Below are 21167 nucleotides of genomic sequence, written 5' to 3'. Positions count from 1 at the left end.
AGGCTTTTCAAATTTATGAAACATTTAGAAAACCGAAAGTTCGATTAATTTCAATACATTCAGATATTTAGAAGTACTCAAATATTTAGGGTGATTGTAGTAAGCAAAAATCATTGTTTTGTCTTTAATTGTTTGAATAACTTCTTTGTAAATATCTTTCGGAAGCACCGGACAACCCAAACTACGCCCCATACGCCCGTTTCGTTTTATGTAATCTTCACTTGCATAGTCGGCTGTGTGAATAACCACACCGCGTTCAGCCATATTGCTGTTATATCCTTTTTCATCGCCGTGAAGCCTCAAACTGAATCCCTTACTTCCCATATATGTATCACCTGTGATGTAAAAACCAAGACTGCTTTTGTTTGATTCTTTAACGTTTGAAAAAGAAGTTGCCGTTTTCTCGCCACTTTTCTTTCCGTGCGCTACATAGGTGTGATAAATGATTCGTTTATTTTCTAAATCAATGGTGTAAAATCGTTTTGTATCGCAATCTTTTGAAAAATCGATAATCGAAAAAATTTCTTTTTCATTCAAGCGTTGTTGTTTGCGAAGTGATTGATACCCAATGTAAGCATATCGGAAAGCCTCAAAATTTAAGTTGTTTTCTTCTCCCCCAATTTCATCGTAAACATCTCTGATGCTTGTTTCCATTTTCTTTAACGCCAATGAAACATACTCTTTTGTGCGTACCGAATCTTTGGCAGCATCAGTAGTAACGTTTTCTGCTTTTGATAGTTGGGCTGAAATCAGCAAAAAAAACAAACAAGCAATGCGAAAAAATACTTTGTTCATAAATCAATTAGTTTGGATTCAATGGTAATATGCGAAATGAGTTGCAAAGCTATGCTTATATAATTTAATAGACAAAAATTTTGCCCAAAAAAAATGTTAATTAACATTTAGTTAAGGATTAAAAAAACGCCGTGTTACCTTTTTTTATTACATTTGCCCTAAAAATTGGTAGTTTATGAAAAAGATTTTTTTAACATTTATTTTATGTTCAATTTGTGCGTGGTCATTCGCTCAACAAGGCAACGTTTTGGCACCTAATGCGCCGGTTCCGAATCGTTGGACGTTTGGCGGAAATATCGGTATTTCAGGAGGAAGTTACGGTTGGGGTTTTTTACTAACACCACGGGTAGGTTATAAAATTACTGAAAATTTAGAAGCCGCTATGAGTGTGAATTACACCTTGCAAAACACTGAATTTTACAGAAATAACCTTTTCGGATTTGGTCCTTCAATCAACTATTACATTCAACGGAATTTTTATGTAAGTTCCTCATTTGAACATTATTTCGTATCGCAAAAGCACAAGCGAAGCGGAAATACGTTTAAGGTGAATGAAAATGCGTTGTATGTGGGGGGCGGTTATATGCAATATTTGGGCGGAAACTCGTATCTGCAATTAGGATTTTCATATAATGTGCTGTATAACAAGGATAAAAGTATTTTTTCAACAGGATTTGTACCTAACGTAGGGATTATCATTGGGTTATAATTTTTTCAGGATTTTGTTTTTCTATTTCTTGTTGTTTTCGTACCTTTGCAGCCGATTACTAACAAGAGGAAAGATTTGGACTGATTGCAACCTCTTTTTGGAACTTCCAAAAAAATGCTAAAACAGTGATTTACATTATTTTAATAATGTTTCTGCTTTTACTTTAATGGCACACAGCATCAAAATCTTCCTTTCTAAAAAATAATTTTATAGAAATGGGATATTTATTTACATCAGAATCCGTATCAGAAGGGCATCCTGACAAAATTGCCGACCAAATCAGTGACGCACTGATTGACAACTTCTTAGCCTTCGACCCAAGTTCAAAAGTGGCTTGTGAAACGCTCGTAACCACAGGGCAAGTGGTTTTGGCAGGCGAAGTGAAATCAAACACGTACATTGACGTTCAGCAAATTGCACGCAACGTAATTCGTAAAATCGGTTACACCAAAAGCGAATATATGTTTGAAGCAAATTCTTGCGGAATCCTTTCAGCCATTCACGAGCAGTCGCCCGACATCAACCAAGGTGTTGAACGAGGCAATCCGGAAGAGCAAGGTGCCGGCGACCAAGGAATGATGTTCGGTTATGCGGTAAACGAAACCGAAAATTATATGCCTTTGGCACTGGATCTGTCGCACGCTTTGTTGAAAGAATTAGCCGAATTACGTCGTGAAAATAAGGAAATTACCTACCTTCGCCCCGACGCAAAAAGTCAAGTTACGTTGGAATACAGCGATGATAACAAACCTATTCGCATCAATACGATTGTAATTTCAACTCAGCACGATGATTTCGATTCGGAAGAAAAAATGTTACAAAAAATCAAACACGATATTGTAACTATCTTAATTCCAAGGGTTGTTAAAAAATATCCGCAGTACGCTCCTTTCTTTGATGATAACATTATTTATCACATCAACCCGACGGGAATTTTCGTTATTGGCGGGCCACACGGCGATACGGGGCTCACGGGAAGAAAAATTATCGTGGACACTTACGGCGGAAAAGGAGCGCACGGTGGAGGCGCTTTTTCAGGTAAAGACCCCAGCAAGGTGGACAGAAGTGCCGCGTACGCAATGCGACACGTTGCCAAAAATATGGTAGCCGCCGGAGTTGCCGATGAAATTTTGGTGCAAGTGAGTTATGCCATCGGGGTTGCCGAACCTACGGGGCTGTATGTCAATACATACGGAACGTCAAAAGTGAACCTTACCGACGGCGAAATTGCCAAAAAAGTTCAAGAAATTTTTAAATTACGCCCGTATGACATCGAACAGCGACTTAAACTTCGCAACCCGATTTACAGTGAAACAGCCGCTTACGGACATATGGGACGCACGCCACAAACCGTAACCAAAGTTTTTACTTCGCCTTACAATGAAACAAAAACCATTGAGGTAGAGTTATTTACGTGGGAAAAATTAGATTTTGTGGATACCATAAAAAAAGCATTTAATTTATAATTGCAAATGTGTTATAATAAATATACCCCAATGATTTCATTGGGGTATATTTATTTAAAAATCAAATACTTAATTTTTCTGTTCCCGATTGAAGTACACCAAATAGTAGTACATTTGTTTTTCTTCGTCCCAGCCTTTTTCGATGAACTTTTCAGCCGATTCCGGATTTACGAAATCCATTCGGATTTGAATATTCGTATCCAAATCAATCACGTTTTTGATTTTTTTACGAGCGTCCGAAACCGCTTTGTTGGCAATCTGGAAGTTTGAAACGTCTTCGATTTGATATTTGGGTCCTTTCTCTACTTTGTAATGTTTAAATTCGGGTATAAGTTCCGGATTATCAATTACTTCGTTCATAAACGCCGTTTCCTCGAACTCATCGTTCTTGGCAAAATAATTGATAGCCCGATTCATAAACATCACTTCTTGCTTTTTATCTTCGGCAGGAAGAATCACGTCTTTGGCAAAATCTTGACTGAATTTCAGGTATTTTTTAGTGTAAAAGTTCTCGTCGATTAAGGCATCTACGCCCAAGAAATTCTCCAACCAATATTTGGTGTCGTATCGATTGCTGTCCACCGAAAGCAGTTTGTATCCGTCTTCCTTATTGACGTTGAAGATGATACAACCCTTGTCGAGTTTGTGAATGTTCACGCCTTCTTGAATGATAATGTCCAGCTGATTTTGGTTTTCCTCAAATTGCAGAAAACTGTGTTTCATTTCTGATTTGAAAATCCCCACGGCGGTAACTTTTTCATTGTCCAAATAGATGTCGTGCAACAACGTAACGTACAATTCTCCGCTTTTGATATGCGGGTGATTGGACTGATTATAAAGATGTTGTGCTATTTTTTTGGAAACGGAATGAATGTTGTTTTCATTCTCAAAAATTTCGGAAACCAACTGATAGAGTTCGTTAAACTCCACGTCGGCATCGTGTGAAAATCGGAAGTAATTTTCTTCCTTCTCACGGAAAGGTTTAAAGAAATATTCTTTGAGTAATCCTACGATTTCGTCGTTGAGCGAATAAGGCTGTTGTGACAAAAACAAAGGCTCGCTTTTACTCTGATTTCCAATACGATGGATAGATAAACTATCAATATGTGTGGTGTAAAGATTTAGCATTTTTTATTATAAATGTAATGGTTCTTGAACGTTACTTCGGAATCGTAAAATATAAATTTCATCGTCTTTTATCTCATAAAAAATTGAAAACTTACCTTTAAAAAATATTTTTCGATATGCATCCAACTTTTCAATATACTGAGCTAAAAAATACGGATTTTCTTCTACTTCTCGGATTGTTTTTCAGTTTCGTTGTATATTTTTTCATAATAAATTGCTGATTTATTAAGAATTACCCAATATTTGAGAGTTTCCTTAAACTCAAATTCAGCCCTATTTGACCAAATAACTTTCATAATATTATTTTGCTTCCTGAAAAACTTGTTCGTTATTTTTCAATTTTTTCTCTTTAATGTCTTGCCGAGCCAATTCAATACAACGAACGTCTTCTTCCGTTATTTCAGAAACAGATTGAGGTTCAGCTACTTCAATACCAATATCTTCCAATGCTTTAACGGCTAATTGATATTCTCTGAAACTTAAATTTCTCTTTAAAGGAATTGCATTCATAACTTTATTTTTTTGCAAAGATAACGATTCTTTTTTACGGAAAATGAGTTTTTTAGTCTAATCCCACAAAAAAACGATTAATAATAATCCTCTTCTCTGAAATTATCGTAATCTTCGTCGTCCATATCAAAATCATTGAATTCGTCTTCAAATTCGTTGAAATCATCGGCGATGAACGATTTTTCGGGGGCTTCGGCAGGAATGGAACCGTGTGCAAAAAGCAAAGACGGATACGCCGTGGTATCTTCCGTATCGGCAATTTCCACAAGCTCCACGAAGAACGTCCACATCGAGAAGAAGTCGTACACATACAGCAACTTAGGTTCTTCTTCTCTTACCACCGAATCAATGGAAGTCTCTTCCATCAACCGAATTTCACCGCTTTCCGAGAGGTCAAAAAGCGTAATTTCCTCGCCCTGATTCCAATCGTCATCAGTGAGGTAAAACGACGCCATTTCACTACCCTCAAACCCGAACGATTGCACAATCACGTTGTGAAAATCTTCCAAAGTGGCTTCGCCTTCGATGGCAATGTCGCGGAAAACATCTTCCTTAACATCAAGTATAACTCTAAATTTATATATCATTTTTATTCTTTTTCTTATTTATTGTGTATGCCCTCCGAAAATCGTGCAAAACAATGGAAATCAATAATTAATTCAAATTAATCGATTGATTTCCATTAATTTTGCTTTAAAAGAGGCGTTTTTTTATTTCAAAATGTGTTGCCACATATCATTAATTGATTCCTTTTTCAGCTTTCCATTTTCTTGCTAAAAGCGTGTTTTTCAAGAGCATCGCAATAGTCATCGGGCCAACACCTCCGGGAACGGGCGTGATGTAATCCGCTTTTTCTTTAACCTGCTCAAAATCAACATCACCTACAATTCGGTAGCCTTTCGGTGCATTTTCGTCTCTTAGACGCGTAATGCCCACATCAACCACCGTTACGCCTTCCTTAACCATATCAGCTTTTAAAAATTCAGGAATTCCCAACGCCATAATGATAATGTCAGCCTGACAGGTAATCTCTTTAAGATTAGGCGTATAGCTATGCGTAAGGGTTACGGTAGCGTTGCCCGGATTTCCTTTCTGGCTCAGCAAAATACTCATCGGGCGACCCACAATGTGCGAGCGACCCACCACCACCACGTGCTTGCCTTTGGTCTCGACGTTGTGGCGTTTTAAAAGTTCCATAATTCCGAAGGGCGTAGCGGGGATAAAAGCCTCCATATCAAGGGCTATTTTCCCGAAATTGGCAGGATGAAACCCGTCCACGTCTTTGTCGGGGTGAACGGCTAATAAAACCTTCTGACTGTCAATATGTTTCGGGAGCGGTAACTGCACGATGTATCCGTCGATGGCTTCATCGTGGTTGAGTTCGTCAATTTTTTTGAGCAGTTCCGCCTCGCTGATGTCAGCAGGAAGCTCTACCAAGGTGGAATCAAAACCTACTTGCTGACAGGCTCTTACCTTGCTGCCCACGTAGGTTAAACTGGCTCCGTCGTTGCCCACCAAAACGGCTGCCAAGTGAGGTACTTTTCCGTTTTTGGCTTTAATTTGTTTTACTTCTTCGGCAATTTCTTGTTTGATTTGCTCGGATGTTTTTTTTCCGTCTAATAGTCTCATATTTCTTATTTTTTTGTTGTCAGTTTTGTGGGATTATTCGTCCGTTTCTAAATAATTTTTCAGCTGTTTGAGCGATACGAAGTTCTTAAAAATCAGTTTGGTGTCTGATTTCTCGGCTTCGTCAATAATTTTGAGCAACAGCTCGGTAGGGATTTGCTCTTCTCCGCACAAATTTTCGTCAAAATCAATACCCGCCGCCACGCCGTCTTCATACATTCCGAGGCACCAGAACTCCATAAAGTCCGTCAGCGTGATTTCGTCCACTGCATAGTGTTGCCACTCCTCTTTCATACAGCTTTCGGCGGTCTTTTTGTCAGACCAAAACGGAAAAACCGAAATGGGCTGTCCCGTTTCTTCAATAAAAAAAGTGTTAGATGGGCAAACCGCCACTTCCTTTTTGTTTTTCAGGTAAAAAACCTTTTGGGTTGCTAGTATTTTATGAATAAATGTGTGCATTTTTCTCTCAAATTACTTGCTATTTAATTGCGAAACGTCATTCAGCAAAAAGAATAACATATTGTGAATGTGTTGTATGGCAAAAAGCTACTTTACCGTTTTAACTTTTGGCAAGCCGATACGCTTCAACATTTGGTTGGCTTTATCCAGTTTGTCAGGGAATATAATTTTCTCATCTAACGTATTCAGCGATTTGTTAATAGCAACAATCGGTATTTTTCGTTGTTTTAATTCTTTTTCAATTTTCATAATCATATTCATTTTCGTTTCACTAAAAAACCTTCATATTCAACCCCGACTTTAAAAATATCCCATTCATTTTCTAATTCTCCATAAATTTCAAAATCGTTTTTTACATCATCTAAAAACTTGGTTATTCCCATTCGGTAAAGCCTTGTTCTTGCTTTGGTACTTCCTGTTGCATAGACCCAAACGTGCGGATATTTATCTGTAAAGGCATAAAGTGTCGCCACAACAGTTGCTAAAACTTTTTCACTATCACCATTGTTTGAAATAACTGTATCATCAATATCACCCGTTTGAATATTTTTATCACCAAACGCTAAATTGTATAAATCTTTTAGATTTGTTTCTTGATATTTGACCAATTTTCGAATAGCTCCTTTCGTTCCTTCACTTGTGAACTCAAAGGTCATCATTTTTTCGCTGGCACTTAGGGCATATTTAGGCAAATACATTGTTAAATAATTGTTTTGATATGATTTTTTATATTTCTCTTTATATAAAAAAAGTGTTAGACGGGCAAACCGCCACCTCCTTTTTGTTTTTCAGGTAAAAAACCTTTTGGGTTGCTAGTATTTTATGAATAAATGTGTGCATTTTTCTTCTTTTTTGTCAAATAAGCCGAACAATTTGCTCTTTCGTCTTCACGATTGTATCGCTTTTCAAAATAAATCGCCTATTCCTCTTCAATTTCTTCCAAATAGGTTTTTAAGTCAGCAAGCGATTTAAAATTTCTGAACGAAAATCGGGTTTTGGCAGCTTCTGCTTGGCGAATTAAATCTGTTACTAAATCAATCGGAAGTTGTTCATAACCAAATAAATTATGGTCAAAATCAAGCCCGACCACTACGCCGTCATCATACATCCCTAAGCACCAAAGTTCCATAAATTCAGCCAACGGAATTTGCTCAACACGATGCTTTGCCCATTCTTCCGCTTGGCAAAGTTGGGCACGCTTCTCCTCGCTCCAAAAAAGCAGTGTCGGACACGCCTCTTCTTCCGCTTCGTCGTAAAAAAAGTGATTTGACGGACAAACGGCAACGCCTTTTTTGTCTTTCAATGTGTAAACAACGCCTGTTTCAACCACTTTTTCCACAAAGCGTTCGTATCGCTCTTCTATTATTTTTGAGTCTATTAGCATTTTTGTTCCTTATAAAGTTCCTTTTCGGACGAATTTTCAATTTCGGCAGGAATAAAACCAAATATTTTATCCGAATTACAAGAATAAACAGGACGAATAATCCCCTAAACAGAAAAATTTACTAAAAAATCAGTACGAATTATGTAAACCTTTATGAGATTATCCAATTCATTAACACGAATTGCCTGTTCATTTTTATTTTACAAAATTCGTCGAGACGAATTTGCTCTATTTTTTCTCCCTGCCGAATTCGTCTCGACGAATTGGCTCCCTATGTTTTATTTGTCAAATTCGCCTTAACGAATTGCTTGTTTTTTTGTTATTTTGAGTAATTCGTCGCGACGAACGCATCAAAATTTAGCCTGTTTATGAAATTCGTCGGCACGAATTGGTTAAAAATCTGCATTTTTGTCAAATTCGCCTCGACGAATGAACTAAATTGGGGTGTTTTGAGCAAATTCGTTTTGGTGAACGACGCAATTTTATTCCTTTTTGGGCTATTCGCTACGCAAATGTGTGTCAATATCCATACGTTGATGAAGAATTCGGATAATTTCAATGCAATTTTCATCTTCTTTTATTCTGTAAAAGATAAAATGCGATTTCATTTTAGCCTTATAATATCCTTCACGAACACGATTGTAATCAATTCCCTGCGAGGGATTTTGTGCCAAATCCTCGATGGCATCAATTAGCAAATTATAATAAAGGTCGGCTTGCTTGGCAGACCAAGTTTTGAGCGTATAAAGCCAAATGTGCTCCATATCGTTTTGAGCTTCTCGGCTTATTTTGTAATCCATTACTTTGTAATATGTTTATTGTGAAGCTCTTTCAAAAACGTTTCCCGATTAAAGTCCGCCACAAAGCCCGATGCCTCTCCCTTTTTGAGTTCAGCAACAAGTGCGTTTTTTTTGGCTTCTTCATACTCAAATAATTGCAAGGCAGCCCGCACGACTTCACTTGCCGAAGCGAATTTTCCCGACTCTATCTGTGCATTGACATACGCACTGAAATAATCTTCAAGCACTATTGAAATATTCTTAGCCACAATTTTAATGTTTTACTTAAACGGATTGTTTGGAGGCGATTACCTACGCATTCCCTGCATCATTTGCATCATTTTTTTGCCGCCGCCGCCCTGCATCATCTTCATCATTTTGCTCATCTGGTCGAACTGCTTCATTAATTGATTCACCTCCTGAATGTCACGACCGCTACCTTTGGCGATTCGTTTTTTGCGATTCATATCGATAATGGCAGGCGTACTGCGTTCTTTGGGGGTCATCGAGTAGATAATGGCTTCGATGTGTTTGAAAGCGTCGTCGTTAATGTCGAGGTCTTTCACGGCTTTGCCCACACCGGGAAGCATCCCGAGCAGGTCTTTCATACTTCCCATTCGTTTGATTTGCTGGATTTGCTCCAAGAAATCATCAAAGCCGAATTGGTTTTTGGCAATTTTTTTGTGTAACTTGCGGGCTTGCTCTTCATCGAACTGTTCCTGAGCGCGTTCCACGAGCGATACCACATCGCCCATCCCTAAAATACGGTCGGCCATACGCTCGGGATAGAAAATATCGATGGCGTCCATCTTTTCGCCCGTACCGATGAATTTAATGGGTTTGTTCACCACCGATTTAATGGTGATGGCAGCCCCGCCGCGGGTATCCCCGTCCAATTTCGTGAGGATAACTCCGTCAAAATTAAGCACATCGTTAAAGGCTTTGGCGGTGTTCACGGCATCTTGCCCGGTCATTGCATCAACCACGAAAAGGGTTTCTTGCGGATTGATGGCTTTGTGGATGTTCGATATCTCGTTCATCATCTGCTCATCAACGGCCAAACGCCCCGCCGTATCGACAATCACCACGTTGTAACCGTTTGATTTGGCGTGCTGTATTCCCTTTTGGGCGATGTCTACGGGGTTGTTATTTCCCTTGTCGGAAAAGACCTCCACGCCCACCTGTTCGCCCACAATGTGAAGCTGGTCGATGGCTGCGGGTCGGTACACGTCGCACGCTACGAGTAATGGTTTTTTATTTTTTTTCTTTTTAAGGAAGTTAGCCAGTTTGCCCGAAAAAGTTGTCTTTCCCGAACCCTGCAAGCCCGACATCAAAATAACCGACGGATTGCCCGAGAGATTCACCCCCGAGGCATCGCCCCCCATTAGTTCGGTGAGTTCGTCCTTAACGATTTTGACCATCAACTGACCGGGTTGCAAGGTGGTAAGCACGCTTTGCCCGAGTGCTTTTTCTTTTACTTTGCTGGTAAAGTCTTTGGCTATTTTGTAGTTTACGTCGGCATCAAGTAAGGCACGACGTACTTCTTTGAGTGTTTCGGCAACGTTAATTTCGGTAATTTTTCCGTGCCCTTTGAGGTTATGCAGGGCTTTTTCTAACTTATCGCTTAAATTATCAAACATTTTTTTATCAAATTTAGAATGGACAAAGGTATGAAAAAAAGTTGAATGACAAAACGCACCATTTATTTTTATGTGTAACGGCTTTTAAATACCGAAATCTTTTTTACCAGTGAAGCGCCAAGCGCACAAAAATGCACATTCATCTTGATGAAATGCTTGAAGTTTTTTGTAATTATGTAGGTAATGCAACAGAAAAGAACGAAATAAAACAAAATCTACATAGCTCATACCGGAAAATTACTGTCGGTAGCAGTTGTATATCGTTTCATCATAATGAGTAAACCCTTTGCCAAAGACATACTCTAACAAAGGGATATTTTAAATTTATAGCTGAATGAAAGCCTATTAATCAAAAGGATTGTTCTTTCTTTTGCATCACGGCGCCGGCAATTAATGAAATAATAAAACCGAAAAATAACGTTCCGCCTATTGACATTAAAAACGAAGATAAAGGCGACATAAATTTGCGCATCATTTCAACGGATTGGTCGATTTGTTGGGAGGTTAAGTTGCCCGATTCAGCCATTTTTTCCCGTTGCAGATTCAGCATTTTTTCGGTAAAATCCGGTTCGATAAGGGTCATAAAAATAAGATTGTAAACTCCGGAGACAAGAGCCCCCACAAGCACCACTCCGACACCTATTTTAAATGCCTGACCCAGCGTGATATAACCCGAATTAACTGATTTATATTGGTTAATTCCCAAAATCACGAAAAGAATCATTACCAAAAAGCTCAATACTGTTACACTAAGCCCAACGGCAGTATCGCCACTGAACGTTAAGCCCATTGCATACACCACCACTGATACGGCAATGAGGGCCAATCCGTAATACAATCCGTTTTTGAGCATAATGCTCTTGCTGTTTATTGCATTTGTTTTCATACCGGTATATTAAATTTTGATTACCCGCCAAAGGTAACAAAAGAATACGAAAAACCAAACAAGAAATGCTTTTTTAACAGTTTTCGGCAATAAAAATGAAAGGTTTTAGCGCACTTTTTCATCCTCTTCTTCCTCATCAGGGAATATTTCAATCTGAGGTTCTTTCAGCGTTTCTTTGTTGGCGATGCTTCTGTCCAAGCTCAAAAGCAGGCTCGGCAAAAGTAATAAATTGGTAGCCATCGCAAAAAGAAGTGTTACGGAAACCAACCCACCGAGGGCTTTCGTACCGCCAAATCCTGAGAGTAAAAACACTGAAAATCCGAAGAATAACACCATTGAAGTGTAAAACATACTCACACCCGTTTCGCGCAAAGCGGCGTATACCGATTTACTGATTTTCCATTTGCGGGCAACCAATTCCTGTCGGTATTTTGCCAAAAAGTGAATCGTATCGTCCACCGAAATTCCGAATGCAATGCTGAAAACCAATATGGTAGAAGGTTTAAGCGGAATGCCCAAAAAGCCCATCATTCCGGCGGTTATCAACAGCGGAAGCAAATTCGGTACTAATGAAACCAAAATCATTTTAAACGAACGGAACATATACGACATTATCAAAGCAATCAAAAAAATAGCCAACGATAACGAGTATATAAGATTGGTAACCAAGTAAGTAGTTCCTTTTGAAAATAAAAATGCCTTGCCGGTTATTTTAACTTCGTATTTATCTTCGGGGAATAACTTCCGAGCCTTGGTGTAAATGCTCTCCTCGATTTCCTGCATCTTTTTTTCTGTGCCGATGTCCTTCATAAAAGTCGTAATCCGAGCCGTTTGTCCCAGTGAATCCACGTAAGCCGAAAGCATTTGGGCGTTTCCTTTTGAATTGCGAACATAACTCATTATAAAGTTCTGTTCCTGAGCCGTTGGCAGGGCAAAATAATCCGGATTTCCGTTGTAATAGGTTTGTTTTGCGTATTTTACCAAATCTAAAACAGAAATTGGTTTTGAAATTTCAGGAATCTCATCAATATGTTCACAAAGCGTTTCCAAACGTTTGAGATTCGGCAGACGCATCACGCCGTTTTTCTGTTTGGTATTAACGGTGATTTCCAATGGCATAATGCCTCCGAATTCCTTTTCAAAAAAGAGAATATCATCAAAAAAAGCCGCCGATTTAGGCATATCTTCAATCAAACTTCCGGAAATTTTAATTTTATAAATCCCGATGATGCTTGCCACGAGCATTGCAATCGCCACCGAAAATACCGCAAACCGATGGTGTTTTACCGTATTTTCAAGCCAGCGAATGAGTCCGCCAATCCAATTACGTTGCAAATGACGCAAATGTTTGGCTTTCGGAATCCGCATAAAACTGTAAATAATCGGAATGATGAGCAGTGATAAGAAAAATATGGAAATTACGCTGACTGAGGCAATTATACCGAATTCTTTCAGCAAATCGCTTGCCGTGAAAATAAACGTGGCAAACCCGATGGAGGTGGTCAAATTGGTCAGAAGCGTTACGTTCCCGATGTTTCGGATAACGCGTTGCAGTGATTTGGCTTGATTGCCGTGTTTGTTAATTTCTTGTTGATATTTGTTAATCAAGAAGATACAATTCGGAATTCCGATTACAATAACCAACGGCGGAATGAGTCCCGTTAAAATCGTAATTTCATAACCGAACAAACCAAGAAAACCGAAAGTCCACATCACACCCACGGAAACCACCGTCATTGAGATGAACATCGCCCGAAACGAACGGAAGAACAAAAAGAAAATCAGCGAAGTAACAAACAATGCCGCCCCGATGAACAACCCGATTTCGTCAATGATGCTCTGTGCACTCAACGTACGAATATAAGGCATTCCCGAAGTGTGAACTTTTAGGCTTGTTTGTTGCTCAAAACGTTTGATTATTGGGATAAACTCATTGATAATAAACTCCTTACGTGCTTTGGTGTTGATGATTTTTTTATCCATATACACCAACGTTTGCAAGGTTTGTGTTTCTTTGTTGTATATCAATCCTTCATAAAACGGAAGTTTTTCGGCAAGCACATTTTGGAGGCTGTCCGCTTGTTGTTGGGTTTCGATTTTTCCCTTCAGAAGTGAATGTGTAACGAAACGTTCTGAGGCGGTGTCTTTTACTAAAACGGGAAGGTTTTCAACCGAAATAACGGCCTTAATTTCGTGAAAATCGTTGAGCTTTCGGCTCAGGTCATTCCATTTATTAAGCACTTCGGGCGTGAAAACATTTTTGTCTTTAATGGCAAGTAAAATCAGGTTCCCTTCCTCGCCAAATTGGGAAAGAAATTCCCTGTATTCCAAATTCACGGGGTGGTCATTAGGCAACATATTTGCTTCGGTAAACGTGAAGCGAATATTTTTCCATTGAATTGCCAAAAAGATGGTAATCAGTATTATAGAGGTGAGAATCGTAATTCTGTTTCGCAGTATCAAACGAGCAATGGTTGTCCAAAATGCCGCTTTAAACCATTTTATCATTAGTCTTTTTCTTTAAATCTTAAAATGAGTGCAAAAGTAGTAATAAATTTGAGATTTTCCTCGTTATTTTGCCTATTTATCACAAAAATTAGTGTTGTGTAATCGAACAAAATGAGGCAATTTGAAACGTTCAAACTGCCTCATTTTTCTAAATTAAATATGACATAAATTATTTCATAGGCGGGTATTTTTCTAATATTTTATTTACAAAATTGGCAATCGCTTCTTCCTTATTATTCACATTTTGAGGAATATATCCTGTACCCTTTCCTTGCCAGACCAATTCTTTGCTTTTGGCATCAATAAGCTCAATGTAAAGCGTTCCTTCGGTGTTTGAACTCACGTTATAGTAATTTCCGCCATAGAAAGGTCCCCAGCCAAATCCCCAACCCCAGTAGTACGGGTGATAATGAAAATTATTGTTGTAAACATTGATATTTTCACGTTCTTTGGTGAAAATACTTACCAAAAAATCAGGATTTTCGGATAAATTCATTTCTTTTGCGTTTAAATTTTGCTCGATGGCACGCAAAATACGTTTTTTGTCCAAGTCCGAAATGGGAACGCGATCAAGTCCTTCCTTAAAAAAGGCATACGATTTGTAGGTAGAAAAATCCGCTTGACGGTCATAATCTACTGCTACCGAAACAGTTGCGCACGAAACAGAAAATAAGGCAACCGATACAAGTGCGATAAAAGATGCTAAATTTTTCATATTCAATTTGTTATTAGTTATATAATTATTCTTTTATAAGAGAATAACCGCAAAATCTATACCAAATTGTACTTCCCAAGTCATAAAATTTTGCAAAAAAATAAATTATTTCTATTCACGAGGCGTTATTTCTTTTCGAAAATAAAAAAATAACTCGTAAAAACACTTCGTTTTCAATATATTTATTTTCGATTTACTTCGAATAAACAAAAATATAATCAACTGACAATCTGATGAATACCGATTAATTTTTACGAATATGAAAAAAAAGTTTAGCATAAATTTTGGATATATCAATTTTAATACATACTTTTACCCATATTTTTATTATATTCACAAATATGAGCAACAATTCAGAACAGAAAAAAAGAACGGGTATGTATGAAAACGTAATGCACGAGTTCAATAAAGCGGCTGACAAAATGAATTTAGATGCAGGCGTTCGCAAAATTTTAGCTACCACACAAAATGAAATCGTGGTGCATTTCCCTGTAAAAATGGACGACGGTTCCATTGAGGTTTTTACCGGTTATCGCGTGCAGCACAATAACGCTTTGGGTCCTTACAAGGGCGGGTTGCGTTATCACCCAACGGTGGACATTGATGCTGCCAGAGCCTTAGCCACTTGGATGACGTGGAAAACAGCCATTGCAGGACTTCCGTATGGTGGCGGAAAAGGTGGAATACAGATTGACCCGTCAAAATATTCAAAAAACGAACTGGAACGAATCACACGTCGTTTCACGTATGCGTTAGGAGACAATATCGGTCCTGACTATGACATTCCGGCACCGGATGTAAATACAAACGCACAAATAATGGCTTGGATTTCAGATACATATGCTTCTGCAAAATCGCCGGCCAATCGTTCGGTGAATTTACACGTTGTTACCGGAAAACCCGTACTTTCAGGCGGATTGCAAGGGCGTGACAGAGCTACCGGCTACGGTGTTGTGGTTTCAATCGAAAAGTGGGCAAAGAAAAACAACGTTGATTTAAAAGGAAAAACCTACATTGTTCAAGGATTTGGAAATGTCGGGTACTGGACGGCGCATTTCCTTAATAAGTTAGGAGCGAAACTCATTGCTGTTCAAGACCATACGGGGTCAATTTCCAATGCGGAAGGCATCAATCCGGAAGAATTATTGGCTTACACCAAAACAAGCAAAGGAGGCGTGGGCGGTTATGGCAAAGCTAAAAGTATTGACAATGCAGAATTCTGGAAAACAGATTGTTACTTATTAGTTCCGGCGGCTTTGGGCAATCAAATTACCACTGACAACGTGAATGACATCAAGGCAACGCTCATCGCCGAAGGAGCTAACGGTCCAACCGATGCAGCGGCAGAAGAGGTGCTTTTGAAAAAAGGTATCAACATTATTCCTGATATTCTGTGCAATAGCGGTGGCGTAATCGGGTCTTACTTTGAATGGCTTCAAAACAAGCGCGCTGAAATTTGGGAAATTGAAGAAGTGCTTACCAAACTGCGCCAGAAAATTGAAGTAGCCTTTGACTCGGTAGTTTCGTGTGCCGAGCGTTACAATGCTGATTACAGAACGGCAGCCTATATCGTTGCTTTGGAACGAATTGAACAAGTATACAAAGAACGAGGCGTATTTCCATAATGGGAATTTTTTCATAACAAAAAAGTTGCTCAATTTGAGCAACTTTTTTGTTTATATTTTATTGATTTTCAGAATTGTTTAATTCAAAAAAGCTAAACATATTACCGCCGTACTTCTTGTCGTATGAAAAATAAATATTTTCATCTAACGCCGTGTGTTTTGAATGTTCGATAATGAGAACGCCTTCTTCCGTAAGTAATTCATTTTCAAAAACCAATCGGATGATTTCAGTGAATTTTTCTTGTGTAAAATCATAGGGCGGGTCGGCAAAAATAACGTCAAATTTTTGAGTGGTTCGTTTCAGATAATCATAAACATCTGATTTTAGGGCTATTATTGAATAATCCAACTCCTGAGCCGTTTTTGTGATAAATTGCACGCAACCTTTGTGATTATCAACCGAAATTATATTTTCACAACCGCGACTGGCAAACTCATAGCTGATGTTTCCGGTGCCTGAAAACAGGTCAAGTACCGAAATTTCATCAAAATAATAATGATTGTTCAAAATATTGAACAGGGCTTCTTTGGCAAAATCGGTTGTGGGACGCACGGGCAATTTTGCCGGAGCAATCAAATGTTTCCCTTTATTCTTTCCTGAAATGATACGCATTTAAGGTGATTTATTTTATAATTTCTTGATTTAATTTATTCGTCATAATGCCCATAGGCACTTAATAACTTAACTATTTTCTCATCTTGAAAAATTTCATAAACAAGGCGGTGTTTTTTATCAATCCGCCGAGACCATACAGAGCGGTCTCCATAACCTTTTAAAGGCTCAACTTGCCCTGTTCCTGTGGTTGGATTTGTAACTAACTCCTTTAAAAACAAGCCTACTTTTTGAACGTTTTTCTTTTGTCCCGATTTCAGATGTTTGTTAATATCTTCTATAAATTCCTCTGTTTCTTGCAGTGAATATTCTTCCATTGTTAGTTATTTCAAAAAACGTGCTTCAAAACTTTCGATACTCATTGTTTTTCCTTCCTGTTTTCTTGCTTTATCAATCTTGGCAAAAAAGGCTTCCTTACTCATTTTGGTATCGTCTTTTTTCTGTTTTTTTACTTTTATATTCACGGCTTTTAACAGATTAACTACCATTTTGTATTGCTTTGGCGTAATATCGTTTTGCAGTTTTATTGTTCTCATTGTGTTATTTTTTAAATTTGAATGATTTTAAACTTTAAATGTTTTTCTTATAATTTTCCAATTTTAAAATTGCAACAATTTGGATATTACTTTTGCCTAAAATACACATCAATCGGAACACCGTTAAAATCAAAGTTTTCACGCAATTTATTTTCCACAAAACGGCGATACGGGTCTTTTACGTATTGCGGTAAATTGGCAAAAAACACAAACTGCGGCATTGGCGTAGGTAATTGCGTACAGTACTTGATTTTGATGTACTTACCTTTGATAGCCGGTGGCGGATAATTCTCAATAATGGGCAACATCACCTCATTGAGTTTGTGTGTCGGGATACGTTTTGAACGATTTTTGTAAACTTCAACCGCTGTTTCAATGGCTTTGTAAATACGTTGTTTGGTCAATGCTGACACAAAAATAATGGGGACATCGGTAAATGGAGCAATTTCCTTGCGGATAATCGCTTCGTATTCCTTAGTGGTGTTGTTATTTTTTTCAACCAAATCCCACTTATTCACCAGAATAACAATGCCTTTGCGGTTGCGTTCTGCCAGCCAAAAAATGTTGCTGTCTTGCCCTTCAAATCCGCGGGTGGCGTCAATCATCAAAATACAAACATCGGAATGCTCAATGGCTCTGATTGAACGCATTACTGAGTAAAATTCCAAATCTTCCTTCACTTTTGATTTTCGGCGGATTCCGGCTGTGTCTACCAAATTGAATTCAAATCCGAAGCGGTTGTATTTGGTGTCGATTGCATCACGCGTGGTTCCGGCAATATCAGTAACGATATATCTGTCTTCCCCGATAAGGGCATTGATGAATGACGATTTTCCGGTATTGGGGCGACCTACCACCGCAAAACGAGGCAACTCGTCATCATTTGTTTGATTTTCACGCTCCGGAAGGGCTTTTACCAAATCGTCCAAAAGTTCACCGCTTCCGCTTCCGTTGATGCTCGAAAGCGTGTAAAGATTCTCAAAACCAAAGGCATAGAACTCATTGGCATCGGCAAGACGATTGTTGCTATCCACTTTATTAACCGCCACGAAAATCGGTTTTTTGGCACGACGAAGCAAGTCGGCTACGGTTTCGTCCATACCCGTAACGCCATCTTCAACGTTTACCATAAAAATAATGGCATCGGCTTCATCAATGGCTAAATTTACTTGCTTATCTATCTCTTTTTCAAAAGTATCGTCACTCCCGATAACGTATCCTCCCGTATCAATAACGGAAAATTCCACGCCGTTCCAGTCAGTTTTCCCATAGTGTCGGTCGCGGGTAACGCCACTCACGGAATCAACAATCGCCTCACGGCGTTTTATCAATCGGTTAAAAAAGGTCGATTTTCCCACATTTGGGCGACCTACAATAGCAACAATAGCGCTCATATTTTCTTAATTTTGTGGGCAAAGATAATTCTTTTTAAGCAAAAATGGAAAAGAGTTTGCACAAAACGCCCTTTTAATAGATTTTATCTACTTGCGGAAGGGCGTACGTTCCGAGTTCTTGGTCGTTGGGCGTGTCGCTCATTTCAAAAATAAGTTTGCCTCCGTTGATGATATCTTTATGACTGATATACAGCTTTTTATATGATTTTCCGTTTAAAGAAATCGATTTGATATACTTATTTTTGTCCGAAAAATTACGGGCTTTTATCTTAAAAGTTTTGTTTTCAGGAAGTTGAATTTCTGCTTCTTCAACATACGGAGTTCCAAATAGATAGACGCCCTGTGCCGGATTCACCGGATAAAAACCCAATGACGACAGCACGAACCAAGCCGACATTTGTCCGCAATCTTCATTTCCGCAATGTCCATCGGGTTGGTTTTTGTATTGACTTTTAAGGATTTGGCGTATGATTTCTTGCGTTTTGGAAGGTTTTTGAACGTAATTGTACAAATATCCCACGTGGTGGCTCGGTTCGTTTCCGTGTGCGTATTGCCCAATCATTCCGGTGCTGAAAATCGGGAGTTTATCTTCGGGAAGCGGATAATAACTGAACATCGAATCCAATTTCTGTTCAAAACGCTCGTTGCCGCCGGTGGTTTTTACCAAATTCGGAATGTTTTGAGGTACGAACCAGAAATAATGCCACGCATTGCTTTCACAGAAATAAGGTGTGTATTCCTTTGGAATAAAAGGACTTACGAATTTTCCGTTTTTATCTTTCGGACGTAAAAAAGTCGATTTTTCATCGTAATGATTTTTCCAATTTTCGCTGCGTTTCAAAAAATATTCATAATCGGCTGTTTTTCCTAACGCCTTGGCAAACATTGCGATACACCAATCGCCGTACGCATATTCCACTGTTTTTGAAACCGACCAATTTTCGTGATGTTCATCGGTAGGTACATAACCGAATTTTTTGTACAAATCAATTTGACGTTCATCAACCATCGCACTTTCTTTGCAGGCTCGGTACGCCAATTCCGAGTCCATCGAGAAGCCTTTAAAATACGCATCAACTACCACAGGAACAGCGTGATAGCCAATCATCATATTGGTTTCATTTCCTTGCATTGACCACACGGGAAGTCTGCCGGTTTCTTGGTAATGTCCCAAAAGAGAATGAATAAAATCGTTGGTGCGTTCGGGTTGTGTGATGGTAAAAAGCGGGTGCGTAGCCCGAAACGTATCCCAAAGAGAAAAGGTATCGTAACGATGAAATTTTCCGGAATTTTTCACCTGATTGTCAGCACTTTTGTAGTTTTTATTGGGGTCGCTAAGCAAGGTGGGACACAGCATCGATTGATAGAAAGCGGTGTAAAAAATCGTTTTTTTGTTCGTGTCGTTGGTTGTGATTTTGATTTTTTGTAATTCGTTTTCCCAGCTATTTTTGGCTCGATTGCGATATTTGTCGAAATCAAAATCGTCCGTTTCGGTTTGCATTGAAGCGTAAGCTCCTGCCAAATTGGCGGTTGATAAGGCTGTTTTTACGACGATTTGTTCGTTTTCTTGGGTGCTGTATATTAGTTCAATACGTGTGTTTTTTCCGCTGGTGGGATTGGTGGTTTCTTTTTCGTCATTAAAAAGAAGGTAGGCAGAAAAAGGTTTTGAAAATTCCATCACGAAATAAATCCGCTGGTCTTTTGCCCAACCCGTTGATTTTCGGTAACCTTCTATTTTTGAGTTGCTTACTACGTTTATATGCGTATCGGTGGGAGCATCCCAATTCATTGAAAATCCTAAATCTACATTGATTTTGGTGTTTCTATCTTCGGGAAACGTGTACCGATGAATACCGACCCGCTCGGTGGCAGTGAGTTCGGCTTTGATGTTAAAGCTTTGCAAATCAACGCTGTAATAACCCGCCGTAGCCGTTTCGTTTTCGTGACTGAATTTTGAAAAAGGCTTGTAGGAATTCTCGGCGATGCGTTCACTGAATCGGCTGTTGGTGGGCATTACCAAAATATCGTAAAGGTCGCCCGCTCCGGTGCCCGAAAGGTGGGTGTGCGAAAATCCCGAAATGATGCTGTCTTGATAGAAATATCCCGCGATTCTGTCCCAGCCGGGAATGCCGATATCGGGGCTGAGCTGCACCATTCCGAAAGGAAGCGTTGCACCGGGGAAAGTGTTACCGGGACCGTCCGTGCCTATAAACGGATTGACAAAATCGATTAGGTTTTCGGTTTTTTTAATCTGATTTTCAGTAGTTTTTGAATCGTTACACGAAATCAGACCTATAAGTAAAATAAAAAAAATTGTTCTCATAAAATTACGGATTTTGAAACCACAAAAAAAACAAAAAATCTTGAAAAAACCAAGATTTTTTGTTTGTAAAA

Annotated in this window: 23 protein-coding genes; 3 read left to right on the top strand and 20 right to left on the bottom strand. The window is 38.8% G+C overall.

The features are described from left to right. Window positions 1-24: 24 nt before the first annotated feature. Window positions 25-795, bottom strand: a complete 771-nt coding sequence (locus tag Q4D72_RS08100; RefSeq protein WP_303077317.1) for a murein L,D-transpeptidase catalytic domain family protein — start codon at window positions 793-795, stop codon at window positions 25-27. Between the two features lie 175 nt (window positions 796-970). Between Q4D72_RS08100 and Q4D72_RS08095 the strand changes: the two genes are divergently transcribed. Both Q4D72_RS08095 and metK read left to right on the top strand, forming a co-directional pair. Next, complete coding sequence (locus Q4D72_RS08095; RefSeq protein WP_303077316.1) at window positions 971-1504, top strand: hypothetical protein; 534 nt, start codon at window positions 971-973, stop codon at window positions 1502-1504. A 215-nt stretch (window positions 1505-1719) separates the two neighbouring features. Continuing rightward, a complete protein-coding gene (gene metK / locus Q4D72_RS08090; RefSeq protein ID WP_303077315.1) occupies window positions 1720-2970 on the top strand; it encodes a methionine adenosyltransferase in 1251 nt (416 codons plus the stop codon). Between the two features lie 69 nt (window positions 2971-3039). Here metK and Q4D72_RS08085 read toward each other — a convergent pair whose 3' ends face one another. The 14 genes from Q4D72_RS08085 to Q4D72_RS08020 all read right to left on the bottom strand — a co-directional run bounded on the left by Q4D72_RS08085 (window position 3040) and on the right by Q4D72_RS08020 (window position 14605). Then, entirely contained in the window at window positions 3040-4098 is a 1059-nt protein-coding gene (locus tag Q4D72_RS08085) for a nucleoid-associated protein (protein WP_303077313.1), read from the bottom strand. 300 nt (window positions 4099-4398) lie between these two features. Continuing rightward, on the bottom strand, window positions 4399-4608 hold the full coding sequence (locus tag Q4D72_RS08080; RefSeq protein ID WP_303077311.1) for a toxin-antitoxin system, antitoxin component: 210 nt from the start codon (window positions 4606-4608) through the stop codon (window positions 4399-4401). A gap of 77 nt (window positions 4609-4685) precedes the next feature. Next, a complete protein-coding gene (locus Q4D72_RS08075; RefSeq protein ID WP_303077308.1) occupies window positions 4686-5195 on the bottom strand; it encodes a hypothetical protein in 510 nt (169 codons plus the stop codon). Between the two features lie 151 nt (window positions 5196-5346). Further along, window positions 5347-6237, bottom strand: coding sequence for a bifunctional methylenetetrahydrofolate dehydrogenase/methenyltetrahydrofolate cyclohydrolase FolD (gene folD, locus Q4D72_RS08070; RefSeq protein WP_303077306.1), 891 nt, complete (start codon window positions 6235-6237; stop codon window positions 5347-5349). A gap of 33 nt (window positions 6238-6270) precedes the next feature. Then, on the bottom strand, window positions 6271-6693 hold the full coding sequence (locus Q4D72_RS08065) for a DUF2750 domain-containing protein (protein ID WP_303077304.1): 423 nt from the start codon (window positions 6691-6693) through the stop codon (window positions 6271-6273). Between the two features lie 87 nt (window positions 6694-6780). Beyond that, the gene (locus Q4D72_RS08060; protein ID WP_303077302.1) at window positions 6781-6942 is read right to left on the bottom strand and encodes a hypothetical protein; all 162 of its coding nucleotides are present in this window, start codon (window positions 6940-6942) and stop codon (window positions 6781-6783) included. Window positions 6943-6950: 8 nt separating this feature from the next. After that, window positions 6951-7391, bottom strand: coding sequence for a hypothetical protein (locus tag Q4D72_RS08055; RefSeq protein WP_303077301.1), 441 nt, complete (start codon window positions 7389-7391; stop codon window positions 6951-6953). A 221-nt stretch (window positions 7392-7612) separates the two neighbouring features. Continuing rightward, complete coding sequence (locus tag Q4D72_RS08050) at window positions 7613-8077, bottom strand: DUF2750 domain-containing protein (protein WP_303077300.1); 465 nt, start codon at window positions 8075-8077, stop codon at window positions 7613-7615. 497 nt (window positions 8078-8574) lie between these two features. Further along, window positions 8575-8877, bottom strand: a complete 303-nt coding sequence (locus Q4D72_RS08045; RefSeq protein ID WP_303077299.1) for a type II toxin-antitoxin system RelE/ParE family toxin — start codon at window positions 8875-8877, stop codon at window positions 8575-8577. Then, complete coding sequence (locus Q4D72_RS08040) at window positions 8877-9125, bottom strand: type II toxin-antitoxin system ParD family antitoxin (protein ID WP_303077298.1); 249 nt, start codon at window positions 9123-9125, stop codon at window positions 8877-8879. Before Q4D72_RS08040 ends, Q4D72_RS08045 begins: the two co-directional genes overlap by 1 nt. A gap of 39 nt (window positions 9126-9164) precedes the next feature. Next, window positions 9165-10496, bottom strand: coding sequence for a signal recognition particle protein (ffh, locus tag Q4D72_RS08035; RefSeq protein WP_303077296.1), 1332 nt, complete (start codon window positions 10494-10496; stop codon window positions 9165-9167). Between the two features lie 349 nt (window positions 10497-10845). After that, the gene (locus Q4D72_RS08030; protein WP_303077294.1) at window positions 10846-11382 is read right to left on the bottom strand and encodes a DUF4199 domain-containing protein; all 537 of its coding nucleotides are present in this window, start codon (window positions 11380-11382) and stop codon (window positions 10846-10848) included. 105 nt (window positions 11383-11487) lie between these two features. Then, window positions 11488-13890, bottom strand: coding sequence for an RND family transporter (locus Q4D72_RS08025; RefSeq protein WP_303077292.1), 2403 nt, complete (start codon window positions 13888-13890; stop codon window positions 11488-11490). Window positions 13891-14059: 169 nt separating this feature from the next. After that, window positions 14060-14605, bottom strand: coding sequence for a DUF4136 domain-containing protein (locus Q4D72_RS08020; RefSeq protein ID WP_303077291.1), 546 nt, complete (start codon window positions 14603-14605; stop codon window positions 14060-14062). 341 nt (window positions 14606-14946) lie between these two features. Between Q4D72_RS08020 and Q4D72_RS08015 the strand changes: the two genes are divergently transcribed. Beyond that, on the top strand, window positions 14947-16230 hold the full coding sequence (locus tag Q4D72_RS08015) for a Glu/Leu/Phe/Val dehydrogenase (protein ID WP_303077289.1): 1284 nt from the start codon (window positions 14947-14949) through the stop codon (window positions 16228-16230). A 58-nt stretch (window positions 16231-16288) separates the two neighbouring features. Here the strand turns inward: Q4D72_RS08015 and Q4D72_RS08010 are convergent, their stop codons facing one another. From Q4D72_RS08010 to Q4D72_RS07990, 5 genes are all read right to left on the bottom strand, one after another. Next, on the bottom strand, window positions 16289-16843 hold the full coding sequence (locus Q4D72_RS08010; protein ID WP_303077287.1) for an RsmD family RNA methyltransferase: 555 nt from the start codon (window positions 16841-16843) through the stop codon (window positions 16289-16291). A 35-nt stretch (window positions 16844-16878) separates the two neighbouring features. Next, window positions 16879-17160: a Txe/YoeB family addiction module toxin gene (locus tag Q4D72_RS08005; protein ID WP_303077286.1), complete on the bottom strand. Its 282-nt coding sequence runs from the start codon at window positions 17158-17160 to the stop codon at window positions 16879-16881. Window positions 17161-17166: 6 nt separating this feature from the next. Continuing rightward, complete coding sequence (locus Q4D72_RS08000) at window positions 17167-17379, bottom strand: hypothetical protein (RefSeq protein WP_303077284.1); 213 nt, start codon at window positions 17377-17379, stop codon at window positions 17167-17169. 86 nt (window positions 17380-17465) lie between these two features. Continuing rightward, window positions 17466-18773: a ribosome biogenesis GTPase Der gene (gene der, locus Q4D72_RS07995; protein ID WP_303077282.1), complete on the bottom strand. Its 1308-nt coding sequence runs from the start codon at window positions 18771-18773 to the stop codon at window positions 17466-17468. Window positions 18774-18846: 73 nt separating this feature from the next. Further along, on the bottom strand, window positions 18847-21096 hold the full coding sequence (locus Q4D72_RS07990; RefSeq protein ID WP_303077281.1) for a GH92 family glycosyl hydrolase: 2250 nt from the start codon (window positions 21094-21096) through the stop codon (window positions 18847-18849). Window positions 21097-21167 lie beyond the last annotated feature (71 nt).

It is taken from the genome of Capnocytophaga sp., assembly GCF_030532915.1.
Lineage (GTDB): Bacteria > Bacteroidota > Bacteroidia > Flavobacteriales > Flavobacteriaceae > Capnocytophaga.
The sequence above is the reverse complement of the archived record's forward strand: the minus strand, read 5'-3'. Positions and strand labels throughout refer to the sequence as shown.

Bases quoted from the DNA above. Each gene is read 5' to 3' on its own strand.
- Q4D72_RS08010 (WP_303077287.1), bottom strand. From the start codon at position 16,843: ATGCGTATCATTTCAGGAAAGAATAAAGGGAAACATTTGATTGCTCCG.
- Q4D72_RS08080 (WP_303077311.1), bottom strand. From the start codon at position 4,608: ATGAATGCAATTCCTTTAAAGAGAAATTTAAGTTTCAGAGAATATCAA.
- ffh (WP_303077296.1), bottom strand. From the start codon at position 10,496: ATGTTTGATAATTTAAGCGATAAGTTAGAAAAAGCCCTGCATAACCTC.
- Q4D72_RS08085 (WP_303077313.1), bottom strand. From the start codon at position 4,098: ATGCTAAATCTTTACACCACACATATTGATAGTTTATCTATCCATCGT.
- metK (WP_303077315.1), top strand. From the start codon at position 1,720: ATGGGATATTTATTTACATCAGAATCCGTATCAGAAGGGCATCCTGAC.
- Q4D72_RS08030 (WP_303077294.1), bottom strand. From the start codon at position 11,382: ATGAAAACAAATGCAATAAACAGCAAGAGCATTATGCTCAAAAACGGA.
- Q4D72_RS08100 (WP_303077317.1), bottom strand. From the start codon at position 795: ATGAACAAAGTATTTTTTCGCATTGCTTGTTTGTTTTTTTTGCTGATT.
- Q4D72_RS08055 (WP_303077301.1), bottom strand. From the start codon at position 7,391: ATGTATTTGCCTAAATATGCCCTAAGTGCCAGCGAAAAAATGATGACC.
- Q4D72_RS08065 (WP_303077304.1), bottom strand. From the start codon at position 6,693: ATGCACACATTTATTCATAAAATACTAGCAACCCAAAAGGTTTTTTAC.
- Q4D72_RS08060 (WP_303077302.1), bottom strand. From the start codon at position 6,942: ATGAAAATTGAAAAAGAATTAAAACAACGAAAAATACCGATTGTTGCT.
- Q4D72_RS08015 (WP_303077289.1), top strand. From the start codon at position 14,947: ATGAGCAACAATTCAGAACAGAAAAAAAGAACGGGTATGTATGAAAAC.
- Q4D72_RS08050 (WP_303077300.1), bottom strand. From the start codon at position 8,077: ATGCTAATAGACTCAAAAATAATAGAAGAGCGATACGAACGCTTTGTG.
- folD (WP_303077306.1), bottom strand. From the start codon at position 6,237: ATGAGACTATTAGACGGAAAAAAAACATCCGAGCAAATCAAACAAGAA.
- Q4D72_RS07990 (WP_303077281.1), bottom strand. From the start codon at position 21,096: ATGAGAACAATTTTTTTTATTTTACTTATAGGTCTGATTTCGTGTAAC.
- Q4D72_RS08075 (WP_303077308.1), bottom strand. From the start codon at position 5,195: ATGATATATAAATTTAGAGTTATACTTGATGTTAAGGAAGATGTTTTC.
- Q4D72_RS08000 (WP_303077284.1), bottom strand. From the start codon at position 17,379: ATGAGAACAATAAAACTGCAAAACGATATTACGCCAAAGCAATACAAA.
- Q4D72_RS08020 (WP_303077291.1), bottom strand. From the start codon at position 14,605: ATGAAAAATTTAGCATCTTTTATCGCACTTGTATCGGTTGCCTTATTT.
- Q4D72_RS08025 (WP_303077292.1), bottom strand. From the start codon at position 13,890: ATGATAAAATGGTTTAAAGCGGCATTTTGGACAACCATTGCTCGTTTG.
- der (WP_303077282.1), bottom strand. From the start codon at position 18,773: ATGAGCGCTATTGTTGCTATTGTAGGTCGCCCAAATGTGGGAAAATCG.
- Q4D72_RS08045 (WP_303077299.1), bottom strand. From the start codon at position 8,877: ATGGATTACAAAATAAGCCGAGAAGCTCAAAACGATATGGAGCACATT.
- Q4D72_RS08095 (WP_303077316.1), top strand. From the start codon at position 971: ATGAAAAAGATTTTTTTAACATTTATTTTATGTTCAATTTGTGCGTGG.
- Q4D72_RS08005 (WP_303077286.1), bottom strand. From the start codon at position 17,160: ATGGAAGAATATTCACTGCAAGAAACAGAGGAATTTATAGAAGATATT.